The organism is Cellulomonas sp. ES6, from assembly GCF_030053835.1.
Classification (GTDB): Bacteria; Actinomycetota; Actinomycetes; order Actinomycetales; family Cellulomonadaceae; genus Cellulomonas.
This window is the reverse complement of record NZ_CP125655.1, coordinates 1892811-1906797: the sequence shown is the minus strand read 5'-3', so window position 1 is coordinate 1906797 and position 13987 is coordinate 1892811. Positions and strand designations below refer to the sequence as shown.

At 74.9% G+C, this 13987-nt stretch carries 16 protein-coding genes; 12 read left to right on the top strand and 4 right to left on the bottom strand.

What is annotated here, in order from left to right; all coding sequences use genetic code 11:
* The first annotated feature begins 14 nt into the window (after nucleotides 1-14).
* The 4 genes from P9841_RS09015 to arfA all read left to right on the top strand — a co-directional run bounded on the left by P9841_RS09015 (nucleotide 15) and on the right by arfA (nucleotide 4660).
* Entirely contained in the window at nucleotides 15-989 is a 975-nt protein-coding gene (locus P9841_RS09015; RefSeq protein ID WP_222171174.1) for a carbohydrate ABC transporter permease, read from the top strand.
* A complete protein-coding gene (locus P9841_RS09010) occupies nucleotides 979-1902 on the top strand; it encodes a carbohydrate ABC transporter permease (RefSeq protein WP_283321684.1) in 924 nt (307 codons plus the stop codon). The genes P9841_RS09015 and P9841_RS09010 overlap by 11 nt, the downstream gene beginning before the upstream one ends.
* 148 nt (nucleotides 1903-2050) lie before the next feature.
* Nucleotides 2051-3061, top strand: coding sequence for a LacI family DNA-binding transcriptional regulator (locus P9841_RS09005; RefSeq protein WP_283321904.1), 1011 nt, complete (start codon nucleotides 2051-2053; stop codon nucleotides 3059-3061).
* Between the two features lie 93 nt (nucleotides 3062-3154).
* Nucleotides 3155-4660, top strand: a complete 1506-nt coding sequence (arfA, locus tag P9841_RS09000; protein ID WP_283321683.1) for an arabinosylfuranosidase ArfA — start codon at nucleotides 3155-3157, stop codon at nucleotides 4658-4660.
* A gap of 50 nt (nucleotides 4661-4710) precedes the next feature.
* Here arfA and P9841_RS08995 read toward each other — a convergent pair whose 3' ends face one another.
* Both P9841_RS08995 and P9841_RS08990 read right to left on the bottom strand, forming a co-directional pair.
* Nucleotides 4711-5271, bottom strand: a complete 561-nt coding sequence (locus tag P9841_RS08995) for a GNAT family N-acetyltransferase (protein WP_283321682.1) — start codon at nucleotides 5269-5271, stop codon at nucleotides 4711-4713.
* The gene (locus tag P9841_RS08990; RefSeq protein ID WP_283321681.1) at nucleotides 5268-6095 is read right to left on the bottom strand and encodes an HAD family hydrolase; all 828 of its coding nucleotides are present in this window, start codon (nucleotides 6093-6095) and stop codon (nucleotides 5268-5270) included. Before P9841_RS08990 ends, P9841_RS08995 begins: the two co-directional genes overlap by 4 nt.
* A gap of 34 nt (nucleotides 6096-6129) precedes the next feature.
* Here P9841_RS08990 and P9841_RS08985 point away from each other — a divergent pair, with 34 nt between their 5' ends.
* On the top strand, nucleotides 6130-6435 hold the full coding sequence (locus P9841_RS08985; protein WP_283321680.1) for a glutaredoxin family protein: 306 nt from the start codon (nucleotides 6130-6132) through the stop codon (nucleotides 6433-6435).
* 9 nt (nucleotides 6436-6444) lie between these two features.
* The gene (locus P9841_RS08980) at nucleotides 6445-7119 is read left to right on the top strand and encodes a redox-sensing transcriptional repressor Rex (protein ID WP_283321679.1); all 675 of its coding nucleotides are present in this window, start codon (nucleotides 6445-6447) and stop codon (nucleotides 7117-7119) included.
* 88 nt (nucleotides 7120-7207) lie between these two features.
* On the opposite strand, the gene P9841_RS08975 is transcribed toward P9841_RS08980, so the two are convergent.
* Nucleotides 7208-7762: a YceI family protein gene (locus P9841_RS08975; protein WP_283321678.1), complete on the bottom strand. Its 555-nt coding sequence runs from the start codon at nucleotides 7760-7762 to the stop codon at nucleotides 7208-7210.
* 164 nt (nucleotides 7763-7926) lie between these two features.
* Here P9841_RS08975 and P9841_RS08970 point away from each other — a divergent pair, with 164 nt between their 5' ends.
* The 6 genes from P9841_RS08970 (at nucleotide 7927) to ccsB (ending at nucleotide 13496) form a co-directional block, all read left to right on the top strand.
* Nucleotides 7927-8460 carry a MarR family winged helix-turn-helix transcriptional regulator gene (locus P9841_RS08970; RefSeq protein ID WP_283321677.1) on the top strand — a complete coding sequence of 178 codons (534 nt, stop codon included), beginning with the start codon at nucleotides 7927-7929 and terminating at the stop codon, nucleotides 8458-8460.
* A gap of 61 nt (nucleotides 8461-8521) precedes the next feature.
* Nucleotides 8522-9178 carry a histidine phosphatase family protein gene (locus P9841_RS08965; protein ID WP_283321676.1) on the top strand — a complete coding sequence of 219 codons (657 nt, stop codon included), beginning with the start codon at nucleotides 8522-8524 and terminating at the stop codon, nucleotides 9176-9178.
* Nucleotides 9175-9777 carry a TlpA family protein disulfide reductase gene (locus P9841_RS08960; RefSeq protein WP_283321675.1) on the top strand — a complete coding sequence of 201 codons (603 nt, stop codon included), beginning with the start codon at nucleotides 9175-9177 and terminating at the stop codon, nucleotides 9775-9777. Before P9841_RS08965 ends, P9841_RS08960 begins: the two co-directional genes overlap by 4 nt.
* Nucleotides 9778-9827: 50 nt before the next feature.
* The gene (locus P9841_RS08955; RefSeq protein WP_502848878.1) at nucleotides 9828-10652 is read left to right on the top strand and encodes a cytochrome c biogenesis CcdA family protein; all 825 of its coding nucleotides are present in this window, start codon (nucleotides 9828-9830) and stop codon (nucleotides 10650-10652) included.
* Nucleotide 10653: 1 nt separating this feature from the next.
* Nucleotides 10654-12360, top strand: a complete 1707-nt coding sequence (resB, locus tag P9841_RS08950) for a cytochrome c biogenesis protein ResB (RefSeq protein WP_283321673.1) — start codon at nucleotides 10654-10656, stop codon at nucleotides 12358-12360.
* A gap of 17 nt (nucleotides 12361-12377) precedes the next feature.
* Nucleotides 12378-13496 carry a c-type cytochrome biogenesis protein CcsB gene (gene ccsB / locus P9841_RS08945; protein ID WP_283321672.1) on the top strand — a complete coding sequence of 373 codons (1119 nt, stop codon included), beginning with the start codon at nucleotides 12378-12380 and terminating at the stop codon, nucleotides 13494-13496.
* Nucleotides 13497-13527: 31 nt separating this feature from the next.
* On the opposite strand, the gene P9841_RS08940 is transcribed toward ccsB, so the two are convergent.
* Complete coding sequence (locus P9841_RS08940) at nucleotides 13528-13938, bottom strand: PLD nuclease N-terminal domain-containing protein (protein WP_283321671.1); 411 nt, start codon at nucleotides 13936-13938, stop codon at nucleotides 13528-13530.
* Between the last annotated feature and the right edge of the window lie 49 nt (nucleotides 13939-13987).

Below are 13987 nucleotides of genomic sequence, written 5' to 3'. Positions count from 1 at the left end.
GGGGGGACGCAGCCATGAGCACGGTCACCACACCGCAGCAGTCGCAGGCCGCCACCGGCCCCGTCCAGCCGCCGCGCACGCCGGAGCCCCCGGTGCGTCGCGGCAGGTCCCGCCGCGAGGGCAGCGGCTGGCCGTTCGTCATCCCGTTCGTCGTCGTCGCCGTGCTGTTCCTGGTGGTGCCGACGCTGTGGGGCCTGGGCCTGAGCTTCACCGAGCAGTCGCTGATGGGCAACGGCGGCTGGGTCGGCGTCGACAACTACGCCGAGGCGTTCGGCGACGCGACCATGTGGTCCACCCTGGGCAACACCGTCGCGTTCACGCTGATGAGCACCGTCCCGCTCGTGCTGGTGGCGCTCGCGATGGCGCTGCTGGTCTACACGGGGCTGCCGGGGCAGTGGGTCTGGCGGCTGGCGTTCTTCGCGCCGTACATGCTGCCGGTCGCGGTCGTCGTGCAGATCTGGGTGTGGCTGTACCAGCCGGAGATCGGATTCTTCAACTACTGGCTCGACCGGCTGGGGCTGGAGAAGGTCGGCTGGCTGACGGACCCGTCCGTGGCGATGTGGTCGATGGCCCTGCTGACGCTCTGGTGGACGGTCGGCTTCAACTTCCTGCTGTACCTGTCGGCGCTGCAGGCGATCCCCGACCAGATGTACGAGGCGGCGGCGCTGGACGGCGCGGGCTCGTGGCGCCGGCTGTGGTCGATCACGCTGCCGCAGCTGCGGGCCACGACGGTGCTGATCACCGTGCTGCAGGTGCTGGCGTCGCTGAAGGTCTTCGACCAGATGTTCATCGCCTTCAACGGCGGCAGCGGCCCGGACGGGGTGACCCGCCCGATCCTGCAGTACATCTACGACACCGGCTTCACGGGCTACCGCATGGGCTACGCCTCGGCCATGTCGTACATCTACTTCGCCCTCATCATCGTGGTCGCCGTGGGGTTCCAGGTGCTGACCACGGCCCGCCGGAAGGAGCAGGCCCGTGGCCGCTGAGACGATCTCCGCCCCGGCCGGGGGGTTCCGCCGGGCGTACGCCGAGCGCCGGGACGAGAACCGGCGCACCCGGGCCCTCGTGCTGGGCCGCAGCCGGGTCGCGACGGTCCTGGCGGTGGTGCTGCTGGTGGTGATGGCCGCGACGTGGCTGCTGCCGCTGCTGTGGGCGGTCGACACGTCGTTCAAGACGGAGGCCCAGGCGCAGGCCGTCCCCCTGCGCTGGTTCCCGGAGGGCGGCTTCACGCTCGAGAACTACCGGACCGTGTTCGAGCGCGGCGAGGTGGGGCGCTGGATGGTCAACACCCTGCTGGTCGCCGGGTCGGTGACGGTCCTGACGGTCGCGGTGTGCGCGCTCGCGGGGTACGGGTTCGCCCGGACGCGGTTCCGCGGCAAGAACCTGCTGTTCGCGGCGACGATCGCCCTGATCGCGGTCCCGGGGCAGATCCTCATCGTCCCGCTGTTCCGGCAGATGGAGGCGCTGGGGGCGGTCGACACGTACCAGGGCGTGATCCTGCCGCAGCTCGTCGCGCCGGTGATGGTCTACATCTTCTCGAGGTTCTTCGCGGAGGTGCCGCAGGAGATCGAGGACGCCGCCCGGGTCGACGGCGCCGGGCACTGGCGGACGTTCTGGTCGATCGTGCTGCCGATCTCGCGGCCGATCGTGTCGGCGGTCGCGATCTTCGTGTTCATCGGGGCGTGGAACAACTTCCTGTGGCCGTTCATCGTCACGAACAACCCCGACCTCATGACCCTGCCCGTCGGGCTCTCGACGGTGAAGAACGCGTACGGCACCATCTACGCCCAGACGATGGCGTCGGCCGTGATCGCCGCCCTGCCGCTGATCCTGCTGTTCATGCTGTTCCAGCGGCAGATCGTCAAGGCGGTCGCGACGACCGGGCTCGGGGGCCGCTGACGCGGGTCGCCGGCGGGGCCGCCGCGCGCACCCGACCCGGGCGCCGCGCGGCGGGCCCCTACGCTGGGCTCGCGCGGCGCCGGGGAGGTGCCGGGCGGGCAGGACGGGAGGTCGGGACGTGGCCGGGAAGCGCCAGGGCGCCGCGACGATGCACGACGTCGCGGCGGTGGCCGGCGTGTCCATCAAGACCGTCTCGAACGTCATCAACGGGTACCCGTACATCCGGGCGGAGACGCGCGCGCGGGTCGAGGCGGCGATCGAGCAGCTCGGCTACCGCGTGAACCTCACGGCACGGAGCCTGCGCCGGGGCCGCACGGGGATGATCGGGCTGGCCGTGCCGGAGCTGCGGCTGCCGTACTTCGCGGAGCTCGCGGACTCCGTGATCCGGGCGGCGGACGTGCGGGGCGTGGTCGTGCTGATCGAGCAGACCAGCGGCAGCCGGGAGCGCGAGCTCGAGGTGCTGCACGGTCCGCGGCGGCACCTCACGGACGGGCTGATCTTCTCCCCGCTGGCCCTGGGCCCGCAGGACCACGACGAGTTCGCGGTCGACGTCCCGATCGTGCTGCTCGGCGAGCGGATCTTCGGGGGGCCGGCCGACCACGTGACGATGGACAACGTGGCGGCCGCCCGCGCCGCCACCCGGCACCTGCTGGGGCTGGGCCGCCGCCGCATCGCGGTGGTCGGCGCGCACGAGGGCGAGGACATGGGGTCGTCGGCGCTCCGCCTGCGCGGCTACCGCGAGGCGCTGGCGGAGGCGGGCGTGCCGTACGACCCGGCGCTGGTCGCGGAGGCGGGGACGTGGCACCGGGCGACCGGTGCGGGGGCGATGCGCCGCGTGCTGGACTCGGGGGTGGCGGTCGACGCCGTGTTCGGCCTGAACGACGCCCTGGCCCTGGGGGCCCTGCACGAGCTGCGCCTGCAGGGGTACGCGGTGCCGGACGACGTGGCCGTGGTGGGCTTCGACGACGTGGACGACGCGGCGTTCGCGTCCCCGGCCCTGACGTCCGTCGCACCGGGACGCGAGCAGATCGCGCAGACCGCCGTGGACCTGCTGCTGGCGCGCGTCGCCGGCACCGCGCCAGGTGAGCCGGTGCAGGTCGTGGCGGACTTCGAGCTGGTCGTGCGGGAGTCGACGGCGGGCTCCGCCGCCCTCGTCTGACGCCGGCAGGGCCGCCGGTTGACGCGGTGGGTCCCGGCTCGGCAGGATGGGTAGTACAACGATGAAGAGACGTCAGCGAAGGAGCTGCGCCGCATGCCGACCGTCACCCTCACCCTCGACCCCGCGTTCCGCGTCGGTCCCGTCCGCCGCGGCACCTTCGGCGCCTTCGTGGAGCACCTGGGCCGCTGCGTGTACACGGGCATCCACGACCCGGGCCACCCCACCGCGGACGCCGACGGGTTCCGCGGCGACGTCATCGAGCTCACCCGCGAGCTCGGCGTCTCCACGGTCCGCTACCCCGGCGGCAACTTCGTCTCCGGCTACCGCTGGGAGGACGGCGTCGGCCCGCGCGAGCAGCGTCCCCGCCGGCTCGACCTGGCGTGGCACTCCACGGAGCCGAACCTCGTGGGCGTCGACGAGTTCATGCGCTGGACGAAGGCCTCCGGCACCGAGGCGATGATGGCCGTCAACCTCGGCACCCGCGGCGTCCAGGAGGCGCTCGACCTGCTGGAGTACTGCAACGTCAAGGGCGGCACCGCGCTGTCCGACCAGCGCCGCGCGAACGGCGCGCCCGACCCGTACGGCATCCGCATGTGGTGCCTCGGCAACGAGATGGACGGCCCCTGGCAGGTCGGCCACAAGACCGCCCTCGAGTACGGCCGGCTCGCCGCCGAGACGGCGCGCGCCATGCGGATGGTCGACCCCGGCCTCACCCTCGTGGCCTGCGGGTCCTCGGGCGTCGGCATCCCGACGTTCGGCGAGTGGGAGCAGATCGTGCTGAGCGAGACCTACGAGGAGGTCGACCTCATCAGCGCCCACGCGTACTACGCCGAGGAGGACGGCGACCTCGGGTCGTTCCTGGCGTCCGCGATGGACATGGACCACTTCATCGAGTCCGTCACCGCGGTCGCGGACGGCGTGCGGGCGCACAAGAAGCTGTCCAAGCGGATCCACATCTCGTTCGACGAGTGGAACGTCTGGTACCAGAAGCGCGCGGAGTCCGTCCCGCCCTCGGGTGATGACTGGCCCGTCGCCCCGGTGCTGCTCGAGGACAAGTACAACGTCGCGGACGCCGTCGTGGTCGGCAACCTGCTGATCTCGCTGCTGCGCCACACCGACCGCGTGCACTCCGCGTCGCTCGCCCAGCTCGTCAACGTGATCGCGCCGATCATGACCGAGCCCGGCGGGCGCGTGTGGCGGCAGACGACGTTCCACCCGTTCGCGCAGGCGTCCCGGTACGCCGCGGGCGACGTGCTGCAGGTGGCCGTCGAGGCGCCGACGTACGAGACCGCGAAGTTCGGGGACGCGCCGCTGGTCGACGCCGTCGCGACGCGGGACCCGGACACCGGTGCCGTCGCGCTGTTCGCGGTGAACCGCTCGACCACGCAGACCGTGACCCTGGAGGTCGACACCCGCGCGATCCCCGGCCTGCAGGTGGTCGAGGCCACGAGCCTGTCGAACCCCGACCACACGTGGGTGGCGACGGCGGACGACGACACCTCCGTCGCGCCGCGGCCCAACGCGACGGCGGCCGTCGACGGCGGCCGGCTCACCGTCCAGGTGCCGCCGGTGTCGTGGAACGTGGTGCGCCTGGCCTGAGCCGGGACGACGCGGGGCGCGGCCGGCACGCCGGCGGCGCCCCGCGTCGGTCAGAACGGCCGGTGCAGCACCAGGTCGTCGTGCCGCTGGTCGCCGACCTGGAACGTCCGCGTCCCGACGACGACGAACCCGGAGCGCCGGTAGAACGCCTGCGCCCGCAGGTTCTCCCCGTTGACGCCCAGCCAGACGCCGGCGGCGCCCCGGGCGCGCGCGACGTCCAGGCTCGCGGCCATGAGCTCACGGGCGACGCCGCCGCCGTGCCGGCCCGCCAGCACGTAGCACTTGCTGAGCTCGACCGTCGGGCGCAGCGGGACGACGGCGGCGACCTCCGGCGCGTACGGCTCGCCGGCCACCAGCAGCGTGTAGCCGACCAGCTCGCCGTCGTCGTCCGCGACGAGCACGTCGCGCGCCGGGTCGGCCAGGTGGTCCGCGAAGTGGGCGGTCGTCAGGTGCGCCGCGACGAAGGCGGCGTGGTCCTCAGGGGTGGACGACGGCGGGCACGCGAGCGGGAACGTCGCGGCGGCGAGCCCGGCCACCGCGACGGCCTCGTCCGGGCGGGCCCGGCGCACGGTCGCGCCGGGACGGTCCGGCGTCGGCCCGACGGCGCTCACCGGCCGGCCCAGCGGGCCCGCAGCGCGCGGCGGACGGCGCGCACGACCAGCCCGACCACCCACACGGACCCGGCGACGGTCGCCGCGTCGACGCCGCGACGGGTGGCGTTGCGGCGGCCGCGGAACTCCCGCACCGGCCAGCCGACCTCGGCCGCGTGCCGCCGGAGCCGCCCGTCGGGGTTGATGGCGCACGGGAAGCCGACCTCGGACAGGATCGGCACGTCGTTGGTGGAGTCGCCGTACGCGAACGACTGCGACAGGTCCACGCCCTCCCGCTCGGCGAGCGCGCGCACCGCGGACGCCTTCGCCTTGCCGTGGAGCAGGTCGCCGACCAGGCGGCCGGTGTAGAAGCCCTCGCGGTGCTCCGCCACGGTGCCGATCGCCCCGGTGGCGCCCAGGCGCCGCGCGATGAGGTCGGCGATCTCCACGGGGGTCGCGGTCACGAGCCACACCTGGTGGCCGGCGCGCAGGTGCTGGTCGAGCAGCCGCTGGGTGCCGGGGAAGATGCGCAGGGCCAGCACCTCGTCGTAGATGTCCTCCGCGATCGCGACGACCTCCGCCACGGACCGGCCCTGCATGATCTCGAGCGCCCGCTCCCGGACCTCGTCGATCTGCTGCCGGTTCTCCCCGAACGCGAGGTAGCGCGCCTGGTGCCCGGCGAACCGCACGATGTCGGAGCTGCGGAAGAACCCGCGCCGGTACAGGCCGACCGCCAGGTGGAACGAGCTGGCGCCCCGGATGATCGTGTTGTCGACGTCGAAGAAGGCGGCCACCCGGCCCGGCTGCACGGCGGCGCCGGTGTCGGGCTCGGAGGGCTCGGGCACGCCGCCACTGTAGCCAGATGCCTACGCTCGTGCCGTGCAGCCCACCGGTCCCCTCGTCCCCGCCAGCCCCGTCCCCGCGCGCGTGGTGCTCTACGTCCGCGCGGGCTGCCACCTGTGCGACGACGCCCGCGCGGTGGTCGCCGCCGTGGCCGCCGAGCGCGGCGCGACGTGGGCCGAGGTCGACGTCGACGCCGGGGGCGTGGTGCCCGACGGCCGGTCCCTCGCGGACGTCCACGGCGAGCTGGTGCCGGTGGTCGAGGTGGACGGCGCGCGGGTGGGCTACTGGCAGATCGACGCCGACCGTCTGCGGGACGCGCTGGCAGCGCCGCCGACCGCCTAACCTGGGGGGGTGCGAGCCCTGCCGCCGACCACCGTCGCCCGCCTCCCCGGATACCTGCGCTCCCTGGGTGGCCTCGCCTCGGAGGGCGTGACCACCACCTCGTCCGACCAGCTCGCGGAGCTGGTGGGCGCCTCGCCCGCGCAGCTGCGCAAGGACCTGTCCTACCTCGGGGCGGGCGGGCGCCGCGGCGTGGGGTACGAGGTCGACCACCTGCGCAAGCAGATCGCCGGCGCGCTCGGCATGGCCGAGGAGCGCCAGCTCGTCATCGTCGGCATCGGCAACCTGGGTCACGCGCTCGCCACGTACTCCGGGTTCGCGGACCGCGGGTTCGTGCTGGTCGGCCTGTTCGACACGCACGCGGATCTGGTGGGGACGCGCGTCGGCGGCCACGTGGTCCAGCACGTCGACGAGCTGGAGCGCGTCATCGACGAGACGGAGGCCAGCGTCGCGGTCGTGGCGACGCCGGGCTCCGCCGCCCAGGCGACCACCGACCGGCTCGTCGCGGCCGGCATCACCGGCATCCTCAACTTCGCGCCCCGCACCGTGCGGGTGCCCGACGGCGTGGACGTGCGGGAGGTGGACCTGGGGTCGGAGCTGCAGATCCTCGGGTTCCACGCGCGGCAGCGGGCCCGTCGTCCCGCCGCGGCTCCCGCCGCCGAGCCGGAGCCGGTCGCGGCGGACTGATCCCGGCCCCGCACGGGACCCCGGACGTGCACGAGGGCCCGGTCGCGGCAGGGGGTGCGCGACCGGGCCCTCGTGGACCAGGGGGAGGTCAGGCCTGCTTGATGGCCGAGACCTCGAGGGAGATGACGACCTTGTCGCTCACCAGGACGCCGCCGGCCTCGAGGGCCGCGTTCCAGGTGATGCCGAAGTCCTTGCGGGAGATCGTCGTGGTGGCGGAGAAGCCGGCGCGCTGGTTGCCGAACGGGTCGGTGGCCGCGCCGCCGAACTCGACGGCCAGGTCGACGGACTGCGTCACGCCGTGGATGGTCAGGTCGCCGGTGACGACGTAGTCGTCGCCGTCGGGGCGCACGGCGGTGGAGGTGAAGGTCCACTCGCCGAAGGTCTCGACGTCGAAGAAGTCGGCGCTCTTGAGGTGGCCGTCGCGGCCGGCGTCGTTGGTGTTGATCGTCGTCGGGTCGAGCGTCGCGGTCACGGCGGACAGCGTGAGGTCCTCGGCGACGGTGATCGCGCCGGAGGTCACCGCGACGGTGCCGCGGACCTTGGAGATACCCGCGTGGCGGACCGTGAAGGACGCCTCGGTGTGCGAGGGGTCGAGGGTCCAGGTGCCGGCGGTGAGACCGGTGGGCAGCGTGGTGACGGACATGGTGCCTCCTGCATTGGTTGAAGCGTCAACTGCGGTTAGTTGAGATTTCTACTACACTGCGGACGAGGGCGCAACACCTGTGGGACGATCAGCGACCGACGTCACAGTGCGGGCCCGTGCGACCGCGGCAGCCCGCCGGGGACGCCCCGGGAGGAGGACCGGCGATGAGCAGCGCCACGGAGCAGACCACGCGCGCGACGCGCGCCCACGACGACGTCCGCTGGCTGTCGGCGGACGAGCAGCAGGCCTGGCGCGCGTACCGCGACGGCACGGCCCGGCTGATGGACGTCCTCGCGCACGACCTCGAGGAGCAGACCGGGCTGTCGCTCGGCGAGTACGAGGTCCTGGTCCGGCTGTCCGAGGCGCCCGGACGCACGCTGCGCATGTCCGAGCTGGCCGGCGAGCTCGCCCACTCCCGCAGCCGGCTCACGCACACCGTGCGCCGCATGGAGGCCGACGGGCTCGTCGAGCGCGCGCCGTGCCTCGAGGACGCGCGGGGCGTGAACTGCACCATGACGGACACGGGCTGGCGCCGGCTCGTCGAGGCCGCCCCCGCGCACGTCGAGTCCGTGCGCGAGCGCCTGGTCGACGTGCTCACCCCGCAGCAGCTCCAGGCGCTCGGCGACGCGATGGCCGCCGTCGGCGCCGCGCTGCAGGCCGGGTGCGCGGCCGCCCTGGCGGACGCCGAGCGCGCGTAGCCGGCGGACGGCGGCCACCGGCCCGGCCCGAGCACCCAGCCGGGTTTGCGAGACTGACCCCATGGTCGCGACCACCATCCACCTCATGCGCCACGGCGAGGTCCACAACCCCACCGGCGTCCTGTACGGGCGGCTGCCCGGCTACCACCTGTCCGCGCGCGGGCAGCAGATGGCCGAGCGGGTGGCGGCGTACCTGGCGGGCGACCTCGGCTCACCGCGCCGCGACGTGACCGTGCTGGTCGCCTCCCCGCTGCAGCGCGCGCAGGAGACCGTCGCGCCGATCGCCGCGGCCCTCGACCTGCCCGTCACGACCGACGAGGGCCTGCTCGAGGCCGAGAACCGCTTCGAGGGGCTGACCTTCGGCGTCGGCGACGGCTCCCTGCGCCACCCGCGGCACTGGCCGCTGCTCGTCAACCCGTTCCGGCCGTCCTGGGGCGAGCCGTACCGGCAGCAGGTCGCGCGCGTGCTCGGCGTCGTCGACCGCGCCCGCGAGGCCGCGCGGGGCCACGAGGCGGTGCTCGTCAGCCACCAGCTGCCGATCTGGGTCACGCGGCTCGCGCTCGAGGACCGTCGCCTGTGGCACGACCCCCGCCGGCGCCAGTGCTCGCTGGCCTCCCTGACGTCCCTCGTCTACGAGGACGACCGCCTGGTGCGCGTCGGCTACACCGAGCCGGCGGCCGACCTGCTGCCGGGCGCCTCCGCCGTGGCGGGCGCATGAGGGTCCCCGCCAGGCCGCGCGCCGCCGCGCTCGCCGCCGCCGTCGTCGTCGCGCTCGCCGGCTGCTCCGCGGGCGGCGGCACCGGCACGGGGTCCGGCGACGACGTGCCCGACCAGGGCTACGTCTCCGGCGACGGCTCGGTGACCCAGTGGGAGCCGGGGGACCGCCAGGGCCCGGTCGAGGTCGCCGGGTCGGACTTCGCCGGGGACCCGGTCGACACCGCGGACTGGCGGGGCGACGTCGTGGTGCTCAACACCTGGTACGCGCAGTGCCCGCCCTGCCGCGAGGAGGCGCCGGACCTCGTGGCGGTCGCCGAGGACTACGCCGACCAGGGTGTGCACGTGCTCGGCATCAACGGGGTGGACGACGCCGGGGCGGCCGAGTCGTTCCAGGACGCCTTCGACGTCCCGTACCCGAGCATCGACGACCGGGAGAAGCGGGCCGTCGCCGCGCTCCAGGGCGTCGTGCCGATCCAGGCGACCCCGACCACGGTCGTGCTCGACCGCGAGGGGCACGTCGCCGCGCGGGTCGTGGGCCTCGTGGAGGGCTCGACGCTGCGGGCCCTGGTCGACGAGGTGCTGGCCGAGGACGCGCCGTGATCGCCGCCGACGTGGGGGACGCGTTCGCGCAGACCGCCGCCTCCGGGTCGCTGCTCGCGGCGGTGCCGGTCGCGCTGCTGGCCGGCCTGGTGTCCTTCGCGTCGCCGTGCGTGCTCCCGCTCGTCCCCGCCTACGTCGGCTACCTCGGCGGGATGTCCGCCGCGACCGCGCCGCGCCCGGCCCCCGCCCCGCGGGCCGTCGCGACCGCCGCCGGACCCGCCCCGCTGGACCTCGCGGCCCACCTGCCCGCGCAGCCCGCGCTCGCCGGGACCCCGGCCCCGCCGCCCTCGCGGAGCCGCGTCGTGCTGGGCGTGCTGCTGTTCGTCGCCGGGTTCACCGCGGTGTTCCTCGCGTACGGCTCGCTGGCCGGGACGCTCGGCTCGTTCCTGCTGCGCTGGCAGGACCCGCTGTCGCGCGTGCTCGGCGTCCTGACGGTCGTCATGGGCCTGGCGTTCCTCGGGCTGCTGCCGTTCCTGCAGCAGGACCGGCGCACGCTCGTCGCCCCGCGCGCCGGGCTGTGGGGCGCGCCCGTGCTCGGGGTGACGTTCGGCATCGGGTGGACGCCGTGCATCGGCCCGACGCTGGCCGCGATCCTGCTGCTCTCGCTCGACGGCGGGTCGCCGGGCCGCGGGGCGCTGCTCGCGCTCGCGTTCTGCGCCGGGCTCGGGCTGCCGTTCGTCGCCGTCGCGCTCGGCCTGCAGCGCAGCCGCCGCGCCCTCGACCAGCTCGCCCGGCACCGCCTGGCGATCATGCGCGTCGGCGGCGGCCTGCTCATCCTGCTCGGCGTGGCGCTGGTCACCGGGCTCTGGTCCGCGTGGGCGAGCTGGCTGCAGGGCCTGCTCACCGGCGCCCAGCCGTTCGTCCCGGCGGTGTGACGTGACCGAGCGACCGACCACCGGCTACCGGCCCGAGGGGCTCGAGGACGCGTTCGTCGACGGCGCCCCGCCCGCGCCACCCGCCCCGCCCGCGGCCGCCGGCACCCCGCCCGGCGGCGAGGCCCCGCAGCTCCCGGCCCTCGGCCTCGTCGGGTGGCTCCGCTGGGGCTGGCGGCAGCTCACGTCCATGCGCGTCGCGCTGCTGCTGCTCATGCTGCTCGCCGTCGCGGCCGTCCCCGGCACCGTCTTCCCGCAGCGGCCGCAGGACCCGGCCCGCGTGGCGACCTACCTGAGCGACCACCCCGACGTGGGGCCGCTGCTGGACCGGCTCGGGTTCTTCGACGTGTACGCGTCGGTCTGGTTCTCCGCGATCTACCTGCTGCTGTTCGTGTCGCTCGTGGGCTGCATCCTGCCCCGCAGCCGCACCCACCTGCGGGCGCTCCGGGGGCGGCCGCCGCGGGCGCCGCGCCGGTTCGACCGGTTCCCGGCGCAGGCGGCGCTCGCCCTGGACGCCTCGCCGCAGGAGGTCGCCGAGCGGGCCGCCGCCGCGCTGCGCGGGCCCCGCTGGTGGCGCCGGTTCCGGGTGGACGTCCGCGACGAGGGCGCCGGCGTGTGGAGCGTCGCCGCCGAGCGGGGCTACCTCCGCGAGACCGGCAACCTCGTGTTCCACCTCGCGCTCGTCGGCCTGCTCGTCGCGATCGCGACCGGCCAGCTCCTGCACTACCGCGGCCAGGCGATCGTCGTCGAGGGCCGCGCGTTCGCCAACACCCAGAGCGACTACGACAGCTTCGAGGCCGGCAGCGCGTTCCGCCCGTCCTCCCTCGAGCCGTTCGCGCTGCGCCTCGACTCGTTCGAGTCCCGGTTCGACCCCGACACGCTCCAGTCGCGCGACTTCACCGCCCGGGTCACCGTCACCGAGCCGGGCGCCGACCCGGTGGCCGACACGATCAAGGTGAACCACCCGCTCGAGGTCGGCGGCGCCAAGGTGTACCTGCAGGGCAACGGCTACGCGCCGCAGGTCACCGTGCGCGACGCCACGGGTGCGGTGGCGTTCGAAGGGGCCGTGCCGTTCCTGCCGCAGGACACCGTCTACACCTCCCAGGGCGTCATCAAGGTGCCGGACGTGACCACCGGGCCGCAGATCGGCCTGCAGGGCGTCCTGCTCCCCACCGCGCAGCAGCTCTCCGACGACATCTGGCGCTCCGTCGACCCGCAGCCCACCGACCCGCTGCTCGCGCTCGCCGTGTGGACCGGGGACCTCGGGCTGGACGACGGCATCCCCCAGAACGTGTACCAGCTGGACGAGTCCGGGCTGACGCAGGCCACCGGGGAGGACGGCCGGCCGCTCACGCTCTACGTGCGCCCCGGCGAGACGGTGGACCTCCCCGACGGCCTGGGGACGCTGACGTTCGACGCCCTGCCGCGGTTCGTCGCGCTGGACCTGCGCCACGACCCGTCGCTCGCGTGGGTGCTGACCTTCGCGCTGCTGGCGTTCGCCGGCCTCGCGGCCTCGCTGTTCGCCCCGCGGCGGCGCGTGTGGCTGCGGGCGTCGTCCGCCCCCGAGGGGGACGAAGGTCCCGGGTCAGGTCGTACAGTGGTCACCGCCGCGGCCCTCGCGCGCGGCGACGACGTCGGACTGCAGGCGGAGCTCGACCGGGCGGTGGACCGGCTCCGACCGGCCGGGCGCGACCTGCCCGCCGCCGGCTGACCCGGAAGGTGGAGGACATGGCACTGGGCGACATCAGCACCCTGCTCGTGTGGGGTGCGGCGACGGCGTTCACGATCGCCCTGGTCGCGTACTCGGTCGCGCTCGCCCGTGTGGCCGACGTCGCCTCCCGCGAGCACCGCGCCGCCCGGCAGGCCCGCGTGGCCGCCGCCCGGCAGGCCCGCGTGGCCGCCCGGGAGGCCGTGGGCGCAGGCGGGCCGTCGTCGCTCGTCCTGCCGGCCGACGCGCCCGCGGAGGTGCCCGCCGCCGCCGAGCCGCCCGCGTCCGGCGCCGGGGACGACGGCTCCGGCGCCACCGCGGCGCCCTCGGCCGCCACCGGCATCGCCCGCTCCACCACCGCGCTCGGCATCGTCCTGCTGCTCGTCGGCATCGTGCTGCGCGGCGCCGCCGCCGGGCGCTGGCCCACCGCGAACATGTACGAGTTCACGCTCGTCGGGACCCTCGTGGCGTCCGTCGTCCTCGCCGTCGTGCAGCGCCGCCGCGTCGTGCCGTTCCTCGGCGTCGTCGTCATGGGCATCGCCGTGCTGGCGCTCGTGCTCGGCCTGAACGCGTTCTACGTGCAGGCCGACGCCGTCCAGCCCGCGCTCCAGAACTACTGGCTCGTCATCCACGTCGGCGTCGCGATCATCGCCACCGGCATCTTCACCGTGGCGTTCGCGACCGCCGTGCTCCAGGTGCTCCAGGACGGCCGCGAGACCGGGCGCTCCCACCTCGACCACCCGTGGAGCCGCCTCGACGGTCTGCGCCGGCCGCTCGCGCGCTGGCGCGTCACCGGGCCGGCCTGGTCCTGGCTGCGGACGGTCCCGCCGGCGCGGCAGCTCGAGGCGCTGTCCTTCCGCCTGAACGCCATCGGGTTCGTGCTCTGGACGCTCACGCTGATCGGCGGGGCCATCTGGGCCGAGCAGGCCTGGGGACGGTACTGGGGCTGGGACCCCAAGGAGGTCGGCACCTTCGTGGCGTGGGTCGTGTACGCCGCGTACCTGCACGCGCGGACCACGCGCGGCTGGGCGGGTCGTCGCGCCGCCTACTTCGTGTACGTGGGCTACGCGGTGGTGCTGGCGAACTTCACCGTGGTGAACCTGTTCGTCTCCGGCAAGCACTCGTACTCCGGCCTCTGACCGGCCGCCCCCGCCGGGGGCTCAGCGGGGCTCAGCCGCGGGCGTCGCCCGGGAGGTCGCCGTCGCGCTGCTGCGGCTGGTCGTCGCGCCGGGGAGGCGCGTCGTCGTCCGGCCGCCCCTGGGCCTCGCGCTCGCGGCGGAGGTGCTCCTGCTCGAGGCGCCAGAGGAACTCCGGGTCGTCGTCGGGTGCCACCGGGCCGCCGCGGCGCGGTCCGGGCCGGCCGGACGGGCCCGCTCCGGCGCTCCCGCCGCCCGCACGCCGCGCGCGCTGGGAACGGCGGACGAGGATCCACGCGACCGGACCCACGAACGGGACGAGCGCCACCAGCACCCACGGCAGCCGCGGGACCCCGAGGCGGTCCTCGTCGTCGCTCGAGACGATGTCGGCGACGGCGTACACCGTCAGTCCGATCATCGCGAGGAGGAGCAGCGCTCGGGCCATGCGCCCCACCCTAACCAGCGCGGCGCCGGGGTACCGAGCCGGGCGGTCC